We start from the raw sequence: 19,026 nt of genomic DNA, 5'->3' as shown, positions 1-19,026 counted from the left end.
AGGCACGATCCAGGCCGTCGACCGGGAGGGCTGGTTGCTCGACGCACAGAAAATCCTCATCACCGGGGCGACGGGCAAGATCGCGTTTCCCATCGCCCGGACCCTGGCGGCGGCGGGCAACGAGGTGTGGGGCGCCGCGCGGTTGAAGGATCCCGCGGCCCGGGAACGACTCGTCGGCGCGGGCATCAAACCCGTCCCTCTGGACATCGGATCGGGCGACTTCGCCGATCTTCCGCGCGATTTCGACTACGTCTTTCACGCGGCCGTCGACCCGGGCACCGACGACTGGGGCCGCTGCGTCGAAACCAACGCACAGATGTCGGGCGAGTTGCTCTACCACTGCCGCGCCGCCAAGGGTTTCGTGTTCTGTTCGACCGGCTCGATTTACGCCTACCAGGGACGGCGACCGCTGACCGAGACCGACCCCCCGGGGGCGCCGCTGCGCGCGAATTACAGCTTCTCCAAGGTTGCGGCGGAGGCCGTCTGCACGTGGATCGCCCGGCACCATCGGATTCCGCTGACCATCATCCGGATCTGTTCGACGTACGGCCCCGAGGGCGGCGCGCCCGCCGACCGTTTGGATGCGATGCTGGCGGGCAAGCCGATTCGGCTGCATCCCGACAAGCCGAACAACTACAACCCGATCTATGAGGACGACTACGTGGACCTCGGCATCCGCGCCATGGAGGTCGCCGCGGTGCCGCCGGTCGTGGTGAACTGGGCCGGCAGCGAAACGGTCAGCGTCGAGGAGTACTGCGCGTTCATGGGTCAGCTTGTCGGGGTCGAGCCGACGTTCGAATATTCGGCCGACGCGCACACCCCGCTGTGGCCGGACGTCACCCACATGCACGACGTCCTGGGCGACACGAAAGTTCCGTGGCGAGAAGGCTTCCGGCGCATGATCGCGGCCCGCCATCCCGAAATCCCGCTGCCCCAACATGATCAACGACCTTAAGGACGTATGCGATGCAGCTTCCCGGAACGCCGTCGGACGACGTCGCCGCGGTCCTTGCCACCGGGCGCGGCGAGATCACCACGCTATTCGTGTCCATGGCCACTCGCCATCCCGACGGGACCGACGCCGCTTACCTGCGCTGGCACACCCTTGACCACCGCCCCGAGCAACACCGGCTGGCCGCGGTGCGCGCCTCGTTGCGGTTGGTGTCCACGCCCGCTTGCCGCGCGGCGCGTCCCGTCACCGACGGACCGTTGGACGCGGTCGACCACGTGATGACGTACTTCTTCAGCGATGCGGCCGGGCTACGCGGGTTCAACGAGCTGTCCACCGCACTCGGCGACGCCGGCCGCAAGCTGCCGCTGCTACCGCCGGTGGAGCGAGGCGTCTACGAGGTGCGCAGCAAGGTGGCCGCGGCGCGGGTCAAGGTGGGGTCGGATGTGCTGCCCTGGCTGCCGGTGCGGGGTGCGTTCGTGTTGGTCGAGCGGGGAGCGGTGGCGCCGAACCCGCTCGCCGAGGTGCCCGGCGTCGCCGGTGTGTGGTCCGCCGTGTCCCGGCACGTCAGCGCGGATCTGGCGAGCGCGCAAGGGGGACAGTCGATCACGTACTGCTTCCTCGACGACGACCCCGTCGCCACCACCGAACGGCTGCGCCCCGCGCTGGCGGCCCGCTGGGACGATACCGGCGTCGAACCCCTTTTTGCCGCACCATTTTTCGCGGTGTTGCCCTACGAGTGGGACCGGTATGTGCCCTAGGGGGCGGGCCGCATGCGCGTAGGCCAGATGGTGGGCTCCGACAAGGAACGCCCGCGCGGTGACCGACTACCCGGGTTGGTCGCCGACGCCGTGGCCGCCGAACGCGCGGGATTCACGTCGTTCTGGATGCCGCAGGTCCCCGGCTACCTCGACGCGATCACGGCCGTCACCTTGATCGGGCAGGCCACCGAGCGCATCGAAATCGGGACGGCGGTCGTCCCGATCCAGACCCGCCATCCGATGATCATGGCGCAGCAGGCGCTGACCACCCAGATCGCGTGCGGCGGGCGGTTCACGCTCGGCATCGGTCCCTCGCACCATTGGATCGTCAACGGCCAGCTGGGATTGCCCTACGATCGGCCGGCGCGATTGATGGGCGATTATCTCGACGTCCTCGCCGCCTCCTTCGCCGGGCCGGGGACCGTCGACGTCGACAACCGCAGCTATTGCGTGCACTCGCCAGTGGATGTCACTGACGCACACGGGGTTCCGATCCTGTTGTCCGCGCTCGGGCCGACGATGCTGCAACTCGCGGGCGAGCGGGCCGGCGGCACCATCCTGTGGATGGCCGACGAGCGGGCGATCGGCGACCACGTCGCCCCGCGCATCACCGAGGCGGCCGTCCGGGCCGGGCGGCCCGCGCCGCGGATCGTCGCCGGTGTTCCGGTCGCGCTCTGCTCGAACGCCGAGACCGACGCCGCCCGCGCATACGCCGGCGAGGTGCTCGGGCACGCGGAGTTCTCCCCGAATTACGTGCGACTGCTGGAGCACGGCGACGCTGACGACGTCGGCGACACCATGGCGGCCGGCGACGAGGCGGCGGTCCTGTCGCGGTTGCGTCGCTACCGCGACGCGGGCGCCACCGACCTGGCGGCGCGAATTGTCCCGTTGGGCAAGGACGCAACCGAACGCGCCGCGTCGCGGCTGCGGACCCAGGAATTCCTGTCGTCGCTGTGTCCCGATTTGTGACGACGTCACGGACCGCTTGAGCGTGATCAGCGCGACGGCAGGCCCAGCACCCGCTGGGCGATGATGTTGCGCTGGATCTCCGAGGTGCCGCCCGCGATCGTGCCAGCATAGGAGCTGATGTAGCGGCTGAACCAGCTGGCGGTGAAAATGCCTGGCGCGTAGGGGTTGTACGGGGCCGTCAGCGCCTTGTCGCGCAGCCCCTCGGGCCCGGACGCGTCCAGCGCATGCCGCAGCGCGTTCTGTTCGGCCTCCGAACCGAGGACCTTCAACACGGACAGGCCCGCCACATCCACGTCCCCGCGGGCCGCCCGGCCCAACGCCGCCGATCCGAGCAGCCGCAGCGCGCAGTGGTCCATCACGATGGTGGCGTAGCGGTCCCGGTTCATCGCGCCCGCCGGCCGGTAGTCCTCGAGCAGCTGCTCGAGCCGGTTCGCGAAGGCCATCCACATCAGGGTGCGCTCGTGCCCCAGCGAGCCGTTGGCGACGCGCCACCCGCCGTGCAGCGGGCCCACCAGGTTGTCCGCCGGCACTCGCACGTCGGTGAAGAAGACCTCGTTGAAGTCCAGGTCGTCGCGGTCGTAGACCGACGGGAACGGTCGGCACACCACGCCGGGGGTGTCGGTGGGGATGAGCAGCGCGCTGATTCCCTTGTGCTTGGGGGCGTTCGGGTCGGTGCGCACGAACGTGAGGATGACGTCGGCGTCGTGGGCGCCGGAGGTCCACACCTTCTGCCCGTTGACCACGAAGTCGTCACCGACCAAATCGGCTCTGGTCGACAGCCCGGCCAGATCGGAGCCGGCCCCGGGCTCGCTCATGCCCAGCGACGCGGTCAGCTCGGCCCGCAGGATCGGAACCGCCCAACGCCGCTTCTGTTCGTCGGTGCCGAAGGACAGCAGCGACGCGGCGATGATGCCGACGCCCTGGGGGTTGAAGCAGTGGTAGATGCGGCGCCGCGACAGCTCCTCGCGATGCACGAACTGCTGCAGGATGTTGGCGTTGCGGCCGCCGAATTCCGGTGGATTTCCCGGCAAGAGCCAGCCGTGGTCGAACTGCAGCCGCTGCCAGCGGCGCGACCACTCGGGCACGTGCGACGTCGAGGAGGGCCGTTCGGTGGCCTGCGCCTCCGGGGGCAGGTGTTCGGCGAGAAAGCTGACGAACTCGGCGCGGAAGGCTTCTACCTCGGGGTCAAAGGTGAGTTGCACGGCCCGGCCCGAAGCAAGGGCCGCTCAACGCGTGAATCCCCACTCCGCCTCGTTCTCTTCGGTTTTGAGGTGCTCGGCCGGATCCTCCGCGTCGGTCAGCGGCAGCTGCCGGGCGCGAGAGGTCCGGTCGCCGATCTCGGCGATGGCATGCACCGGGCAGTCCAGCAGAGCGCGCATGACGTCGTCGCGATCCTCCTCGGCGACGGTGCCGTCCCCGATCACGCAGGCGTAGCCCCAGTCGTCGAGCGAGAAGTACTTCGGTGCGTGCTTGGCGCAGATGCCGAAGCCGTCGCAAACCGTGCGGTCCAACCGAATCTTCATGCGTGCCTCACCGGTTCGGCCTCGTAGGGACGGTCGGCGCGGAACGCGCCGCGGGCGCAGTCCGGGCAGCCGCCACCAAGGTGCACGGCGACGTCGTCCGGGAACTGATCGAGCAGGCTGGCGGCCACATTGGTGGCGGCGTCCAGCGTCGCGCACGCGCCACGCCCGCGCAGCACCACCGACCAGCGACGCAATCGGTCGACGTCTTCCGTCGTCGCGAAGCCGTCGCGCAGCGCGCCGGCCACGGCGGCCATCGCCGCCGTCCCGTTGAAGCACGAGCCGCATTGGCCGGCGTTTTCCCGGTCGAAGTAGGCCAGCACCGATGCCGCCACGGCGACCGGGCAGTCGTCGGTGATCACCGAGATCGCGCCACAGCCCAGGCCACTGCCGAGGCCCCGCATCGTCTCGTGGTCCAGCGTGGTCTCCAGCACCGTGCGGTTGAGCAGGCCCGCGAAATAGCCGCCCAGCAGCGCCCCGCGCACCTGGTCGGGTGAAACTCCGTGCAGGGCAAGTAGTTCGGTGAACGGCAGGCCGTGCGGAAGCTCGTAGAGCACCGGCGGCCGCCCGGCGCCGGTGATGGTGGCCAAAAACGTCCCGGTCGACAGGGCCGTGCCCTGGGCGCGAAACGCCGCCGAGCCGTGGCGCTGCAGGTAGGGCAGGTTGGCCAGGGTCTCGACGTTGCTCACCAGCGTGGGGTAGTCGCCGACGCCCGCCTCGAACGGGCGCGGCGGCTTGTCCGTCGGCTTGGCCGGGCCGCCGTTGATCGCGCGGACCGCCGCGGTTTCCTCGCCGGCCACGTACCCGGGCTGCACGCTCAGCAACTCGATCGCGAGACCACCGAGCGCGCCGGGATCGAGCTCGGCGAGCGCGGTTTCGACGCTGTGCACCGATTCCGCGTCGGATACGTAGACGTAGGCGCGGTCGGCGGCGACGATCGCGGTGGCAAGCCGCAGCCCGTCCAGAATCAGGTGCGGCCGGTTGCGCAGCAGCCACCGGTCCTTGATCGACGCGGGTTCGCCCTCCTCGCCGTTGGCGACCACGACCGCGCCGGCGGCCAGGCGACCGTTGTCGCGCACCGCCCGCAACTTGACCGCCAGCGGGAAGGCCGCGCCGCCGCGGCCGACCAGTCCGCTGGATTCGACCTCGCTCAGCAATGCGTCGGGGTCGGCGAGCGGGCGGTATCCGCCGAGCCGCCGATATGCCGCTAAGTCCTCCGGGGTGTGGCCGGGCTGCTCGGGCAGTAGCCGGGCCTGGCACCCGGCCGGTGTGGCGGTCCTGATACCGGTGGATTGCGTGATGCTCACGGCCGGCCCGCCGTCGTCTTGGTTAAGCTGGCGCGCATGCGAACTGCGGTGGTGCGCATCAATGTCGACCCGCCGGGCGCGTGCACGCCGGAGCAGCTACGCGAGGGCGTGGCCGCGCTCCTCGGGCTCGCCGGCGACGCGGGCGCCGGCGTGGTGGACAACGACCTCGCGGCGCGGCCCGCCGGCCGCCGCGAAGTCGAATTGCTGATCCCGGCCGAGGACGGCGACATCGCCACGAGGGTCGCAATCGAGCTGTGCGCCAAAGCGTTCGGTGCGACCCCGGTTCCGGGCGTGGTCACATTCATCAGCCGGGGAACCGATGACGACGCCCACGGCGTGCTGTCCGGGTTCGGCCTCACCGGCGACATCGTGCGGATCCCCGACGACGACGGCTTCGACGTCGTGTACGTGACGCTGCGCGAGGAAGACCTCGAACGCGTTCCGGAAAGCCGCGTCCACACGGCCCTCGAGTCGTCGCTCAACTGCGAGGTCCACATCCGCACGGGGTAGCCCATCACGAGCCCAGGAACTCGAGGATCGCCGGCGCCGCCTGCACCCAGGTGTCGAACATGTTGAAGTGCTGCACCCTGCCCGCGGCGCGATCTTCCGACGCGCGCTCCCAGGCGTCCTCCGGCCAGGGTGGGTCGATCAGCTTCGACCCCTTGATCAGGCAATTGACCTCCAGCGACGTGCGCTTGGGGTGGTCCATGTCGTTCTCGCCGCCACGAATGATCAACGTGGGGACCGTGATCCGGTCGAACATCTCGTCCTCGACGCCCGGAATCGTCTGGCCCGGCTTGGAAACGAACGCGTTGAGCCAGCGCAGCATGACCTTGAGGAATTCGTCGCGGTCGAAGTCGAGGAAGCGCTGCTTGTTGTCCGGGTTCTCTTCGATGCGCTCCCGCCACTCCGACACCTTGACCACGCCGTCCATCCCGGTGCCGCGCACCGCGAGAATGCTCGGGACGATGTAGAAGGAGCCGAGCACGAACGTGCCGTAGATGCCGCCGACGATGTTCCACACCACGAGCTTGGTGACCATCTCGGGGTAGAGCATCGTCGTCAGCATGGAATCCCTTGCGCCCCCGGAACCCCCGGCGAGAATGCAGCGTTCGAAGCCCAGCCCCGTCACCAGCTTGTGCAGCGTCTCGGCGCGCATGTGCGATTCGCTTTGTCCGTAGAACTGCACGTCGGAGGCGCCGCAATTGGGGCGGTCCCACAGCAGCACCCGGTAACCACCGGCCACCAGCGCGTCGGCCAGCGGGCGTAGGCCCGGGATCTCCATGCTGAACCGGCCGCCCGGCGTCAGGGCGATGAGATCGCCCGAGTCGCCGAGGATCTCGTAGACGACGTTTCCCCCGTTGATCTCGATTGAAGGCACCCGATTCTCCTGTGGTTAGGCCTGTACCAAAACGTCGTTGCCGACAACGCGCACCGGATAGGTACGGATGCTCCATTCGGGCTTGACCGCGGTCGTGCCGGTCGCCAGCTCGAAACCCCATTGATGCCAGGGGCAGTAGATGAACTCCAGGTCGCGCACCATGACCGAGTCGCCCGGAGCGGTCTCGTCCACGATCGTGCGTCCCCGGGGGCGGCCCGAACACAGCGGCCCACCCTGGTGCGGACAGTAGTTCGCGATGGCGTAGAAGGTGCCGTTGACGTTGTAGACGCCCACGCCGTGCCGGCCGATCGGCACCAACTTGTGTGTGCCCGGCGGGATTTCGTCTACCGTCGCGACGACGTGCTCACGGCCCTGGGCGAGGCGGGGCCGCTTCGGGGTGTGGTCCGACAATTCAGAGCACCCGAACCTGTCCCTCGAGCACCGGAACCGTCTCCGGCAGGTGATAGGTCGCGATGCCGTTCTTGTACATCACCGCATCCCGTGCCGCCTTGGGAAGGTGCTTGACCAGCCAGCGCGGGTCGTCGAAGGTCCAGTGCGGGTAGTCCGAGGAGTACAGCAGGATCTTGTCGCACTCCATCCATTCCAGCGCGCGGGTCAGCTCGGTCTTGTCCTCGGGATAGTCCAGCGGCTGCGTGGTGAACTTGATGTGTTCCTTGACGTACTCCGACGGCTTGCGCTTGATCTCCATGCGCGACTTGCGCGCCTCATAAATCGAGTCCATCCGCCACATCAGCGGCAGGATCCAGGTGAACGCGTGCTCGACAAACACGATCCGCAGCGTCGGGAACCGGTCGAAGAGACCGTCGAACACCATGCTCATCACCTGGTTGGCGGCCAGCAGCGAGTAGGTGACCATGAAGTCGTGGTTGTAGCTGGGGAAGCCCACCGGCGGCGTTGGCAGCATCTCGTAGCAGCTGCGCGACAGGTGGCAGCTCACCACGATGTCGTGCTTGGTGGCCGCCGCCCAGATGGGGTCGTATTTCGGGTGGCCCCACGACGGCCGCGGCTCGGCCTTGACCAGGATCTGGGCCATGTACGGGTGCCCGGCCCACTTCTCGATCTGGTCGACCGCGCCCTCGGGATCCTCGATCGCGACGCAGATCGATCCGCGCCAGCGCTCGTGCCAGTTGTTGTGGCTGTCCAGCCAATGGTTGGCCTGCCAGTCGTTGAGCGCGCTGCAGTACGCCTGGTGGGCCTCCCCGATCCGCGGTGTGCGCCCCGCGGGTTCCAGAATCGCGATGTCTGAGCCCGCCTCCATGATCAGCTGGCGAAAAGCCATGTCCGGATCGCTGCCGGGGAATTCGCCGTCCGGCGGGAAGGTGTCGGTGCGCATCGCGAAGGCGTGCGCGTAGTCCGGGGCGTCGTAGTAGATCAGCTCGCCGACCCGGTGGTCCAGGAAGAATTTGCTGCGCCACGGTTCGGGGATGTACGGGGCGATCTCGCCGCGCTTGGGGACCGGGTGCACGTCGGAGTCGACGCACCGGACGGCGATCCGCTCGGCAGCGGGGACCCGCTCGTGGGTGTGGGTGAGCGTCATCTCGACCTCCTCAGTGTCCCTTTCCTCATTCTGCGACTAGCCCGCGGCGAGGTCGACCGCAATGTCGATCCCGTACAGGTCGGCCGCGTTGCGCCAGCACAGCTTGTCGCGCTGCTCGGGGGACAGCGAACCGGGCAGCTTGCGGATGTCACCGCACTGCCAGTGCGGGTAGCTGGATCCGAACATCACCATGTCCTGCTTGCCGGTGAAGCCGAACCACTCGCCGGCGAAGTCCGCGTCCGGGGGACCGTCGAGGCTGCCCTGGACGAAGTACACATGGCCCGGCAGGTAGTCGCTGGGGATGCGGGGCGCCCACGGCGTCTGCTCCAGGTGGGGCCGGCCGAACGTGTCCATCCGCCACATGAACGGCGTCACGAAGTCGGCGGCGCCGTCGGCCCACACGAACTTCAGCGCCGGGAACCGCTCGAACACGCCCTCGGCGATCATGTTCATCAGGTGATACAGGTAATTCAGCGCCATGAAGCCGACGTATTGCTCGTAGGTCTGGGTGTGCCCGGACGGCGTGGGGGGGAACCCGATTCCCTCGCCGGTCTCGATGTGTACCGCCACCGGCAGGTTGGCCTCGGCGGCGGCCTCCCACAGCGGCCAGAACTGCGGTTTGCCGTACAGCTCACGGGATTGCAGCGGGACGCCGATCTGCACCACCCGCGGGTGTGCGCGCCACTTTTGGATCTCGCGCAGCGCGCCGGCGACGTCGTCGGGGTTGACCCGGATCGTGCCGCGGAATCGGTCGCCGAATTCGCCGGAGTCCAGCCAGCGCGACACCATCATCTCGTTGTGAGCGGCGTGCAGCGCGCTGCCCAGGTGACGGTCCGGCATGATGCCGCGGCCCATCGGGTGCAGGATCGCCACGTCGACGCCGCGCTTCGAAAACAGCTCGTCGGCAACGAATTCCGGGTCCGACCCCGGATAGCGGCGGTCGGGGCCCTCGGTGTTGGGCGCGTACTCGCCGCCCGGCGCGCCGTACCAGTCCATCTCGTAGTCGGGGAAACCGCGGCTTTTGAACGGCTCACGCAAAAACGAGCGCAGGTCCTTGTTGGACCGACAGAAGATGTGCACGCTGGCGTCGATCACCGGCGTGCGCGTTCCGTCCGCGTGTTCGATCACGAAAGCCACCCTTCGGCCCCGGCAACCAGAGCAACCCCGGCCGGGCCATATGATAGATAATCTAACATTCTCGCCGGGGGCCGATCAATGGATTTTCGGTAAGCGTTTCGGTTACTCATCGCGCCTGGTAGTCGTGGGTTTTATGGATAAAAATGCAAGTGCGGTTCTTTTCTATGGATAATAGCATTCTCAGCACTTGTCGGGATGCCGCCGCGGGTTAACGAGCGGGCCGGCCCACGGTCACGCCGGCGGCGTTCTCGAGCGGTTTGACGACCGTCGTGAAGTCCGACTCCGGGCCTTGGTCGCGCGCCGTGGCCTCCCACGCGGCGGCGATCGCCTCGGCGATATGCGCCGGCACGCCGAGCGCGTGTGCCTCGTCGAGATAGAGCCGCACATCCTTGACCATCAGCCCGGTGGCGAAGCCGTAGTCGAAGGTACGCGGCAGGATGGCGCGCGGGAACTTGTCGCGGCTCGCGCTGGTGCCGCCGGATCCCGCGTTGAGCACGTCGATCATCACCTCGGGATCCAAGCCGGCCTTGACGCCCATGACGATCACTTCCGCGGTGGCGGCCAGGACGTTGGCGGCCAGCATGTTGTTGGCGAGCTTCATCGTCTGGGCCGCCCCGGCCTGTGCGCCGACGTAGAAGGGCCTGCCGAGCGTCTCGAGTGTGGTTCGTATGGCGTCGAATTCGTGGCGGGGCCCCGACACCATGAGCGCGAGCGTTCCTTTTTCGGCCCCGCCGACGCCGCCGCTGACCGGGCTGTCGATCGCCACGATGTTTTGCTGCGCGAGCAACTCATGGATTCGCGTCGCCGTCCGGCTGCCGACGGTGGACAGGTCCAGGTAGCGCTTGACCCGTGAGCCTCCGATCACGCCGTCGGCACCCGTTGCCACCTGAAGCGACGCGGCCGGCGACGGGAGGCTGGCCATGACCGTTTCGGCGCGGTCGGCGACCTCCCTCGGCGAGGACGCCGCGCGCGCTCCCAGCGCCACCAGTCGATCGAGCGCCGCACCGCGCGTGTCGAAGGCGACGACGTCGTGTTGCGCCCCGATGAGCCGAATCGCCATGGGAAAGCCCATGTTTCCCAGGCCGACGAAGCCGATCTCCATCGCGTGCCCTAGCCCTCGTCCACTTCGGCGAACGCCTCGCCCGCGATGCGAAAGCTGTCGACCGCGGCCGGCACACCGGCGTAAATGGCGACCTGCAAAAGAACTTCGCGGATCTCGTCGCGACTGACGCCGTTGGTCAGCGCCGCCTTGACGTGCGTGCGCAATTCGTTAGGGCGGTTGAGAGCCGAGATCATCGCCAGGTTGAGCATGCTGCGCGTCTTGAGCGGAAGCCCCTCGCGCCCCCACACCGCGCCCCAGCAGTACTCGGTGACGAGATCCTGCAGGGGCCTGGTGAAGTCGTTCGCGGTCGCCAGGGCGTGGTTGACGTAATCCTCGCCCAGCACCGCCGAGCGGATCTCGAGTCCTCGTTCGTATGTTTCGCGATCCACTGCTCATCTCCTTTGCGTGGGGCACTGCGCCTAAATATCTATACGGTACTGTATATTTTTGTCTCGTGGCGACGACGACCCGGCGTGGACGACCGACCCAGGCCGACGCCAAGAAGCTGCATCAGAAGTTGCGCAAGGCGGCGGTGGCGGTCTTCGTCAAGCACGGCTATGACGCGACCACCATGGAGGCGATCGCCCAAGCCGCCGGCATCACGCGGCGAACGCTCTACGCCCGCTATCCGGACAAACGCGCCGTGTTTGTCGATGTCATCCCCTGGGCGCTCACCCGGCGGACCGAACCCGACTCGAGCGACGATGTCGACGACGGCGATCTGCGCTCTGCCCTCGTCGTCATCGGCCGCGCCGGGCTCAAGCGTGCCACCGATCCCGACGTCGTGGCTCTGACCCGTATCGCCATGAACGAATCCGCCAGGTTCCCTGAGTTTGCGATCAGCGCCCACTCCATGACCTGGTCGCCGCGCCACCGCCAGGTCATGGACGTGCTCCGCCGGCACCAGGGCGCCGGGACCATCGACGTGGACGATCTCGAGCTGGCCGCCGGCCACTTCATCGGGATGATCGAACATCTGCCCGCCCGGCTGGCCGGTTGCGGGATCTACCGCAGTGCCGAAGAGGAGGAGCGTCACGTGCAACACGCCGTCGATCTCTTCCTGCGCGGCATTCTCAACCGCCGCTAATCGCGGCTGGCCACTGATGCGAAATTAATATACGGTGGTGTGTACTTAATTGATCGCCTCGTCGGCGATGCGGCAACCGGGAGCCACGGATGACATCTGCGACCGAACGTCTCATCTCTCTGGTCGGGGCGAAGGATTGCTTCGACATCGCGCCCGCCGAGTTGCTTCCCGTGCAACTGGAAGCGGCCGATGAGCGGCTGCAGAGCCAGGCTGAGAGCATTCCGCTGTTGGCCAACCGCGCGGAGTCGGGCGGGGTCAGCGAGATCAGGCGACCGACCGACCTGGTGCCGTTGTTGTTCGCGCACACCACCTACAAGACCTACGCGCAAGGTTGGCTCACCGAACGGCGGTGGGACCGCATGGGCAAATGGCTGGCGACGGTATCCACGCGTCCGGTGGATGACCTCGACACCAACGGAGTGGAGACGCTCGACGACTGGCTCAAGCGACTGGAATCCGTCGGCCACTACCTGTCGTGCTCCAGCGGAACCACGGGCAGGCCGGCCATGCTGTCGGGCACCGAAGGCGACATCGAACTCTCCGCAACGATCAACATCGAGGCCCTGCTGTGGGCCACCGGGCTCACCCGCGGCGAGGACCGCAAATTCCTCGGTCTGGGCCCGCAATTCGCGGCCCCGCGGGAGGACGCGATTCGGCAGGCCATGGTCGATTGCTTCTCTTCGCGGTACCCGCCCTACCAATTCGGCGACGGCGAACCGCTGACGGTGGGGTCGATGGTCGACATGATCACGTTGCGCCGCAAGCTGACTGACGGCAGCGCACGGCCCAGCGAGATCGCGGAGTTCGAACGCATCGCCACACAGCGGGCGGCCGACATGGACGCCTCGGCCAAGAAAGCCGTCGAGGCGGTGGTCAAAGCCCGCGCGCTGCCCCTCCTGGCTACCGGTATGTTCGCGACGCTGTACCAGATCGCGGAAGGCATCCGCGCCAAGGATCATGGCGGCGACGACTTCAACCCGAACAATGCCATGATGGTCGCCGGCGGGCTCAAAGGCGCTGCGCTGCCGGAAAATTACCGCGAATACGTGCTGGAAACGTTCAATGTGTCAGCGGACCGGCTTTATCACGCCTACAGCATGCGCGAGATCAACGCCACGTTCCCGCTGTGCCGCGCCGAGCGTTACCACATCTCGCCCTGGGTGCTCATGCTGCCGCTGGATACCAGTGGCGAACACCTGCTCGATGTCGGCGGCGGCGAGATCGAATCCAGGGCAGCGTTTTTCGACATCTCGATCGAGGGCCGCTGGGGCGGTGTGATCAGCGGCGACCGGGTCAGCGTCAGTTTCGCGAAATGCGGGTGCGGGCATCAGGGCCCCACCGTCGGGCGCGACATCACCCGGTATGCGGATCTGCCCGGAGGGGACAAGATCACCTGCGCCGGCAGCATCGACGCCTACGTGCGGGGGATCGCATGACGACCCTCGCGGCACCGCATTTTGTCCAGGGGACGCTCGTCGAGGGCGGCGCGGTCCGTCACCGATCCCGCGATCTGGGATCTGATTTCACCACGCCCACAATCGATCTCGATACTCTTGTGTTGCCGCGGGCGCAGCTGCCGCCGCTGCTGGACGTCAAACTCGACGAGATCATCGACTTCCTGGTGGAAACCGGCGAGCGCCTGCACCTGGACCGCAACCCCCACCTACAGCAGTGCCTGGAGTTGATCGCGGCCACCAACCCGTTGCCGCGAAGGGTGGTGGAAAACCTCTACCGGCAGGCGCCGTACTACCTGACCAGGCCGCTGCTGGAGAGCATGGTCGACTCGAACTTCGCCAATCGCGCCGCGCTCGACGGGTGGGTCGAGCGGGTCGACGGGTACGGCAACAAGGGGGCGATCCGTGCCTTTCCGCCGCGCATGGTGCACATGCTGGCGGGCAACGCCCCGTCGGGATGCGTGGCTTCGATCGCACAGGGAGCTCTGGTCAAGGCGGTCAACCTGTTCAAGATGCCCTCGAGCGATCCGTTCACCACGGTCGCGGTGCTACGCACGATGGCGGAAATCGACCCGAAACACCCTGTCGTACGGTCGATGTCGGCGGTGTACTGGCAGGGCGGCGACGCCGCGGTCGAACGCGTCCTGTACCGGCCGCAGTACTTCGACAGGATCGTCGCCTGGGGCGGTGGCGAGGCGATCGACAATGTGATCCAGTACCTGGGGCCGGGAATCCAGTTGATCTCGTTCGACCCGAAATCCTCGATCTCGCTGATCGGCCGCGAGGCGTTCGACTCTGAGGAGAGCGCCGCGGAGGCGGCCGAGCATTTGGCCGCCGACACCACGGTGTTCAACCAAGAGGCGTGCCTGGCCAGTCGCTACGCATTCGTGGAAGGCGCACGGGCCCAGGTTGAATCGTTCTGCGCCACGCTGGCCGGGCGCCTCGGCGTCGACCGTGACTTCGCGTCGGCGGTGAGCCCGCCGCTGTCGCGGGAGCTGCGCGATGAGATCCAGGTGATGGAGGCGATGGGCGATCTCCAGCTGTGGGGCGGCTTCGACGGCCGCGGCCTGGTGATCCTTTCCGACCGGCCCGTCGAGTTTCAGCCCACCAACAAGACATCGAACGTGGTGCGGGTGGACTCCCTCGGCGACGCCGTCCGCTACGTCAACGTCGCCACCCAAACCATCGGCGTCTACCCCTACGAGCGCAAGGCGCAGCTGCGGGACCGACTGGCTAGCGCGGGGGCTCAACGCCTGTGCCGCTTGGGAACTGCCAACGCTCACGTGCTCGGCAGTCCGCACGACGCGATGTATCCGCTGCAGCGATTCGTGCACTGGATGGGCGACGACGACGTCGCGTTGTGAGCTCCCGCGCCGCGCCGCGATATGTTCCACGCACAGGATGCCGACGCCGAAGGGAGCGACGATGGCGCGAGCAACCAGCGACGTCTGGGAAGTGATGTCGACGGCGCGGACGATCCGGCGCCTCACCGACGAGCCCGTCGACGACGCGACCCTGGCGCGCTGCCTCGAGGCGGCCCGGTGGGCCCCCTCGGGCGCCAACGCGCAGGGCTGGCGATTCGTCGTGTTGCGCTCCGCCGAGCAGCGGGCGGTCGTGGCCAGGGCCGCCGCTCACGCGCTGGAGGTGATCGAGCCGGTCTACGGGATGAGCCGGCCCGCCGCCGACGACAACAGCCGCCGCGCCCGCACCTACCGCGCGACCTACGAATTGCACGACCGGGCGGGCGAATTCACCTCGGTTCTGTTCGCCCAGCAGCACTACCCGACGGCATCCGAGTTACTGCTGGGCGGGTCGATCTTTCCCGGGATGCAGAACTTCCTGCTGGCCGCGCGCGCCCAGGGCCTGGGGGCATGCCTCACCAGCTGGGCCTCCTACGGCGGCGAACGGCTGCTGCGGGAGGCCGTCGGCGTGCCCGACGACTGGATGGTCGCCGGCCACGTCGTCGTCGGATGGCCCAAGGGCAACCACGGGCCGCTGCGCCGCCGGCCGCTGGCCGAGTTCGTCAACCTCGACCGCTGGGACCAGCCGGCAGACGGGCTGGTCCCGGGTACTCCATAGCCGCTTTTCGAGATTATTACTTCCGCGATGGAGAATGTTATTCTCGCGGAGGCGGTGACGACAGGAGGCGGCTCGGATGCTGTTGGAGTTCGATGCTGATCAGCGGCTGTGGCAGCAGACCGTTCGCGACGCCGTCGCCAAGCAGTGCCCGCCGTCGCTGGTGCGCAGCGTGGCCGAGGACGGCGTCGACCCCAGCCCGCTCTGGAAGTCCTACGTCGACCAGGGCTGGACGGAGCTGAACGATCCCGGCAGTGCCGTGGAACTGGCCATCGTGCTCGAGGAGTTGGGCCGCGCCACCGACCCCACGCCGTTCTTGGCGACGCTGAGCCAATTCGCGCCGCTGGCCGCCGACCGGTTCGACCCGCACGAGTCGGGCACGGCCGTGCACAGCGGGGTGGCGGCGCACCGCGACGCCGACGGCTGGGTGCTGCACGGCACGGCACGGCACGTCCTCGACGGCGACCGCGTCGACCAGCTGGCCGTGTCGACCGACGCCGGCGTGTTCCTCGTCGCGGCCAACCAGGTGTCCGCGCGCCGCTCGGCGGTGTTCGACCCCGTCCTGCACGTCGCCGACCTGTCCTTCGCCGACGTGCGGGTGCCTGATAGCGCCCGGCTCGCCTCCGACGCCGAGCGCGCGCACCACATGGCGTTGACGGGTATGGCGATCACGATGGTCGGCGCCTGCCAGCGCATCCTGGACCTGGTCCTCGACCACGTCCGCAACCGGCAGCAATTCGGTGTGCCGATCGGCTCGTTCCAGGCCGTCCAGCACAAGGCCGCCGACATGCACGTCGCGGTGGAACGCGCCCGCGCGCTGGCCTACTTCGCCGCGTTGACGATCGCCGCCGACGATCCGCGCCGGCGGCTGGCGGCCGCGATGGCCAAGGCATCGGCGGGGGAGTGCCAGTCGCTCGTATTCCGGCACGGCTTACAGCTTTTCGGCGCGATGGGATTCACCTGGGAGAACGACCTGCAGTTCGCGCTCAAGCGGGCCAAGGCGGGCGAGCTCATGCTCGGCGGCGCCGCGGAGCACCGGGCGCGGATCGCGGAGGAATACCGTGCAGCTGACTTTTGATTCCGACGTCGAGGCGTTCCGGGCGGAATTCGCGGCGTTCCTCGACGAAAACCTGCCCGACGCAAGCGAAACGCTGGAGCGGCCCCGCTCGGTCTCCCACATGCCGCAGTGGGCCCGGCGCTGGCAGCGGCTGCTGTTCGACAACGGCTGGCTGCTGCCCGCCCAGCCACCGGAATACGGCGGCCGCAACGCGACGGTCATCCAGCAGTTCGTGTACCTCGAGGAGCTCAGCCGCCGGCGGATCTATCACAGCTTCAACCCGCAGGGCGTGAATATCGTTGGCGCGTCGCTGTTGTCGTTCGGGAGCGACGAACAGAAGCGGCGCTGGGCGGTACCGATCCTGCGCGCCGAGATCACCGCCTCACTCGGGATGAGCGAACCCAGCGCCGGCTCCGACCTGGCGTCGCTGCGTACCCGCGCGGTGCGCGACGGCGATCACTTCGTGGTCAACGGGCAGAAGGTGTGGACCTCGGGCGCCCACGACGCCGACGTCTTGTTGACCTTTGTCCGCACCAACCCGGATGCGCCGAAGCACAAGGGAATCAGCGCGCTGATCATCCCCACCGACACGCCCGGTCTGGTGCGCCGGCCGTTCCCGTCCATCTGCGGCGCCGACGACCTGGACTTCAACGAGGTGTTCTTCACCGACGTGCGGGTGCCGGCGGAGAACCTGGTCGGCGAGCTCGACCAGGGCTGGCGGGTGGCCAACGGGTCGCTGGGCCACGAACGCACCATGATGTGGCTGGGCTTCGCCGATCGCCTCGAGAACATGATCGACGACTTTCGTCCCGGCACCGAGGTCGAGCGCGAACAGTACGCCAGCACCATCATGGACAGGCAGGCGCTGCGCCTGCTGGGCTCGGCGGCCCTGGCCCGCGCCGCGCGCGGCGAAGACGACGTGGCCGCGATCTCGGTGCTCAAGCTGCTCGGCTCCGAGGCCGAGCTGCGTGGCATGGACCTCGCGCTGACCTCTGCGGGATCCGATGGGCTCGTCCACCCGGGCCAGACCGGGCCATACGCGCACATGAACCTCGACCACTACTTCGCCAGCTGGTTCGAGCGTTACGCCCGAAGCTTTTCCGGCACGATCGCCGGCGGCACCTCGGAGATTCAGCGCAACATCATCGCCCAGCGCGTGCTGGGCCTCCCGCGCGGCTAGTTTTCCTGCGACTGCTCGCCGACGCCTAAACGGGGTCGAAGTTGGTGATCAGCCAGCTGCCGCTGACCCGGGTCAAACTCACCCGCACGCTGCTGGAGGCCATCGCGGGGTCGGGGTTGTCCTTGCTCGTGGTGCTCTGGTCGACGAGCACCAGGACGACGGCCGAATCCGGGTTTAATTCCTGAACGGCGGCCGCCACCACCCGAGCGTTGGTTTTCAGCGACCTTTGTTTGGCCGCCGGAGTCACGATCTGCTCGGTGAACAGGTTGTAGTTCTTCAGGAAATCGCCGGAGAGGTGTGACTTGGCGGCGGCGAAGTCCTTGTCGAGGGAATCGGGAGAGTAGGACAGCAGCGCGACCGTTCCGTCGGTCGCCGCGGTAGTGACCGCGGTCGCGACGCCGGGGTCGGTTTGTTTGTCCGGCCGGTACTGCTTGAAGTACAGCCACGTCGCGGCGGCGCCGGAAAGCAGCAGCAGCACAATCAGAATCACGGGAACGGCTTGCACCTTGCGCCGGGCGCGTGGCGCGCTACTTTCGCTGTGGTCGGTTTGTTCGGCAGACTCGTCGACGGTGTCGATGCTGGGCTCGTCCTCGCTCATGGAATGAACTCCACATTGGACATCTTGTATTGCCCGCCGTCGTCTTTGACGGTCACCTTGAGCCGCCAATTGCGTGGTTCGTCTTTGGCCCCCGCGGCGTTGGTGATGTGCGATGTCGCCGCGACGAGAACCGAGGCGAAATCCCCGTTGATGGCTTGCACGGCCGCCGCATTCACGGTTCCCTGGGTGACCACCTTCGACTGCTCGACGACGGTCGCGAAATCTTTTGCGCGCGCCTGAAAGTCGTCCCGGAACTGTCCAGTCGAGCTGTCGATCACCCGCTGGACGTCCTCCTTGGCCTTGTTGCAGTCCATGGAAAACAGGTTGACGACCCCCTGCCTGGCCCCCGCGATGATGCTCGCGGTGCGTTGTTTGCGCTCGGTGGTTTCATGGTGGTTCCACATCATGTATCCGCTCGCCCCCAAAAAGGCGCAGATAAGGATGATGACGGCCGCTTTCCACACCACGGACAACGGGGGCAACCGCAGGCGTCGCCGCGAGCGAGCCGACGTAGATTCCGACTCGACGTCTTCGGGAGCTTCGTCGGAGACTTCTTCCTCGGACTCGGCTTCCTCGGACTCGGCTTCGTCGGTGTCGGTTGCCTCGACGGTGTCGGAGATCTCGTCGCCGGTCTTCGCCTCGTCCGTCTCGGTTGCGTCATCGACGGCGTCCGGCGCCTCTTCGGACCTCTCGGTCTCGGTCTCTGCCTCGGCGGCGGCCAGCGCTTCCCGCCGGAGCCGGGCGGCACGGGCGCGGGCGCGCGCCGCGGCGGCCAGCGCTTCGGCCTCGGCTGCCTCGGCCTCGGCTTCCTCCAGTAACGCATCGACGTCGGCTTTCGGTGTGGCCGAATCTTGCGGCGCCTTCTTGGCCTCAGCCATCGTGCTTGCTGC

The 19,026-nt window shown here is 67.7% G+C and carries 21 protein-coding genes; 10 read left to right on the top strand and 11 right to left on the bottom strand.

Features of this window, described 5'->3' with window-relative positions; translation table 11 throughout:
• The first annotated feature begins 34 nt into the window (after window positions 1-34).
• Genes AC5Y43_RS09480 through AC5Y43_RS09470 form a run of 3 tightly spaced genes read left to right on the top strand, consistent with a single transcriptional unit; the run spans window position 35 to window position 2,679 of the window.
• A complete protein-coding gene (locus AC5Y43_RS09480; RefSeq protein WP_499971798.1) occupies window positions 35-955 on the top strand; it encodes an NAD-dependent epimerase/dehydratase family protein in 921 nt (306 codons plus the stop codon).
• A gap of 11 nt (window positions 956-966) precedes the next feature.
• On the top strand, window positions 967-1,710 hold the full coding sequence (locus tag AC5Y43_RS09475; RefSeq protein ID WP_499971796.1) for a hypothetical protein: 744 nt from the start codon (window positions 967-969) through the stop codon (window positions 1,708-1,710).
• A 12-nt stretch (window positions 1,711-1,722) separates the two neighbouring features.
• Window positions 1,723-2,679, top strand: a complete 957-nt coding sequence (locus AC5Y43_RS09470) for an LLM class F420-dependent oxidoreductase (RefSeq protein ID WP_499971794.1) — start codon at window positions 1,723-1,725, stop codon at window positions 2,677-2,679.
• A gap of 26 nt (window positions 2,680-2,705) precedes the next feature.
• Here the strand turns inward: AC5Y43_RS09470 and AC5Y43_RS09465 are convergent, their stop codons facing one another.
• The 3 genes from AC5Y43_RS09465 to AC5Y43_RS09455 are packed head-to-tail and all read right to left on the bottom strand — an operon-like array spanning window position 2,706 to window position 5,506.
• Window positions 2,706-3,881 carry an acyl-CoA dehydrogenase family protein gene (locus AC5Y43_RS09465; protein WP_499971792.1) on the bottom strand — a complete coding sequence of 392 codons (1,176 nt, stop codon included), beginning with the start codon at window positions 3,879-3,881 and terminating at the stop codon, window positions 2,706-2,708.
• 24 nt (window positions 3,882-3,905) lie between these two features.
• Window positions 3,906-4,202: a ferredoxin gene (locus tag AC5Y43_RS09460; RefSeq protein ID WP_499971790.1), complete on the bottom strand. Its 297-nt coding sequence runs from the start codon at window positions 4,200-4,202 to the stop codon at window positions 3,906-3,908.
• Window positions 4,199-5,506, bottom strand: a complete 1,308-nt coding sequence (locus tag AC5Y43_RS09455) for an NADH-ubiquinone oxidoreductase-F iron-sulfur binding region domain-containing protein (protein ID WP_499971788.1) — start codon at window positions 5,504-5,506, stop codon at window positions 4,199-4,201. Before AC5Y43_RS09455 ends, AC5Y43_RS09460 begins: the two co-directional genes overlap by 4 nt.
• 36 nt (window positions 5,507-5,542) lie before the next feature.
• Between AC5Y43_RS09455 and AC5Y43_RS09450 the strand changes: the two genes are divergently transcribed.
• Window positions 5,543-6,016 carry a hypothetical protein gene (locus tag AC5Y43_RS09450; protein WP_499971787.1) on the top strand — a complete coding sequence of 158 codons (474 nt, stop codon included), beginning with the start codon at window positions 5,543-5,545 and terminating at the stop codon, window positions 6,014-6,016.
• 4 nt (window positions 6,017-6,020) lie between these two features.
• Here AC5Y43_RS09450 and AC5Y43_RS09445 read toward each other — a convergent pair whose 3' ends face one another.
• The 6 genes from AC5Y43_RS09445 to AC5Y43_RS09420 all read right to left on the bottom strand — a co-directional run bounded on the left by AC5Y43_RS09445 (window position 6,021) and on the right by AC5Y43_RS09420 (window position 11,073).
• Window positions 6,021-6,887, bottom strand: a complete 867-nt coding sequence (locus tag AC5Y43_RS09445) for an alpha/beta fold hydrolase (RefSeq protein WP_499971785.1) — start codon at window positions 6,885-6,887, stop codon at window positions 6,021-6,023.
• A 15-nt stretch (window positions 6,888-6,902) separates the two neighbouring features.
• Entirely contained in the window at window positions 6,903-7,298 is a 396-nt protein-coding gene (locus AC5Y43_RS09440; protein WP_499971783.1) for a Rieske (2Fe-2S) protein, read from the bottom strand.
• A 1-nt stretch (window position 7,299) separates the two neighbouring features.
• Window positions 7,300-8,445, bottom strand: coding sequence for an amidohydrolase family protein (locus AC5Y43_RS09435; RefSeq protein WP_499971782.1), 1,146 nt, complete (start codon window positions 8,443-8,445; stop codon window positions 7,300-7,302).
• Window positions 8,446-8,481: 36 nt separating this feature from the next.
• Window positions 8,482-9,573, bottom strand: coding sequence for an amidohydrolase family protein (locus AC5Y43_RS09430; protein WP_499971780.1), 1,092 nt, complete (start codon window positions 9,571-9,573; stop codon window positions 8,482-8,484).
• A 217-nt stretch (window positions 9,574-9,790) separates the two neighbouring features.
• Window positions 9,791-10,684 (bottom strand): NAD(P)-dependent oxidoreductase, encoded by an 894-nt coding sequence (locus AC5Y43_RS09425; protein WP_499971778.1) that lies wholly within the window; start codon window positions 10,682-10,684, stop codon window positions 9,791-9,793.
• Between the two features lie 8 nt (window positions 10,685-10,692).
• Window positions 10,693-11,073 (bottom strand): carboxymuconolactone decarboxylase family protein, encoded by a 381-nt coding sequence (locus AC5Y43_RS09420; protein ID WP_499971776.1) that lies wholly within the window; start codon window positions 11,071-11,073, stop codon window positions 10,693-10,695.
• A 65-nt stretch (window positions 11,074-11,138) separates the two neighbouring features.
• On the opposite strand from AC5Y43_RS09420, the gene AC5Y43_RS09415 reads away from it, so the two are divergent.
• The 6 genes from AC5Y43_RS09415 to AC5Y43_RS09390 all read left to right on the top strand — a co-directional run bounded on the left by AC5Y43_RS09415 (window position 11,139) and on the right by AC5Y43_RS09390 (window position 17,538).
• Window positions 11,139-11,771 carry a TetR/AcrR family transcriptional regulator gene (locus AC5Y43_RS09415; protein WP_499971774.1) on the top strand — a complete coding sequence of 211 codons (633 nt, stop codon included), beginning with the start codon at window positions 11,139-11,141 and terminating at the stop codon, window positions 11,769-11,771.
• Window positions 11,772-11,860: 89 nt separating this feature from the next.
• On the top strand, window positions 11,861-13,207 hold the full coding sequence (locus AC5Y43_RS09410) for a hypothetical protein (protein ID WP_499971773.1): 1,347 nt from the start codon (window positions 11,861-11,863) through the stop codon (window positions 13,205-13,207).
• Window positions 13,204-14,589 (top strand): acyl-CoA reductase, encoded by a 1,386-nt coding sequence (locus AC5Y43_RS09405; RefSeq protein WP_499971771.1) that lies wholly within the window; start codon window positions 13,204-13,206, stop codon window positions 14,587-14,589. Before AC5Y43_RS09410 ends, AC5Y43_RS09405 begins: the two co-directional genes overlap by 4 nt.
• Window positions 14,590-14,650: 61 nt before the next feature.
• A complete protein-coding gene (locus AC5Y43_RS09400; RefSeq protein WP_499971768.1) occupies window positions 14,651-15,304 on the top strand; it encodes a nitroreductase family protein in 654 nt (217 codons plus the stop codon).
• Window positions 15,305-15,380: 76 nt separating this feature from the next.
• Window positions 15,381-16,379, top strand: a complete 999-nt coding sequence (locus tag AC5Y43_RS09395) for an acyl-CoA dehydrogenase family protein (RefSeq protein WP_499971766.1) — start codon at window positions 15,381-15,383, stop codon at window positions 16,377-16,379.
• Window positions 16,363-17,538, top strand: a complete 1,176-nt coding sequence (locus tag AC5Y43_RS09390) for an acyl-CoA dehydrogenase family protein (protein ID WP_499971764.1) — start codon at window positions 16,363-16,365, stop codon at window positions 17,536-17,538. Before AC5Y43_RS09395 ends, AC5Y43_RS09390 begins: the two co-directional genes overlap by 17 nt.
• Window positions 17,539-17,563: 25 nt before the next feature.
• On the opposite strand, the gene AC5Y43_RS09385 is transcribed toward AC5Y43_RS09390, so the two are convergent.
• Together AC5Y43_RS09385 and AC5Y43_RS09380 are read right to left on the bottom strand one after the other, a co-directional pair.
• The gene (locus AC5Y43_RS09385) at window positions 17,564-18,136 is read right to left on the bottom strand and encodes an Rv1363c family protein (RefSeq protein WP_499971762.1); all 573 of its coding nucleotides are present in this window, start codon (window positions 18,134-18,136) and stop codon (window positions 17,564-17,566) included.
• The gene (locus AC5Y43_RS09380; protein ID WP_499971761.1) at window positions 18,133-19,014 is read right to left on the bottom strand and encodes an Rv1363c family protein; all 882 of its coding nucleotides are present in this window, start codon (window positions 19,012-19,014) and stop codon (window positions 18,133-18,135) included. The genes AC5Y43_RS09385 and AC5Y43_RS09380 overlap by 4 nt, the downstream gene beginning before the upstream one ends.
• Between the last annotated feature and the right edge of the window lie 12 nt (window positions 19,015-19,026).

It is taken from the genome of Mycobacterium sp. NGS57 (assembly GCF_059812405.1).
Note: the sequence above shows the minus strand (reverse complement) of the source record. Positions and strands in the feature narration are given on the sequence as shown.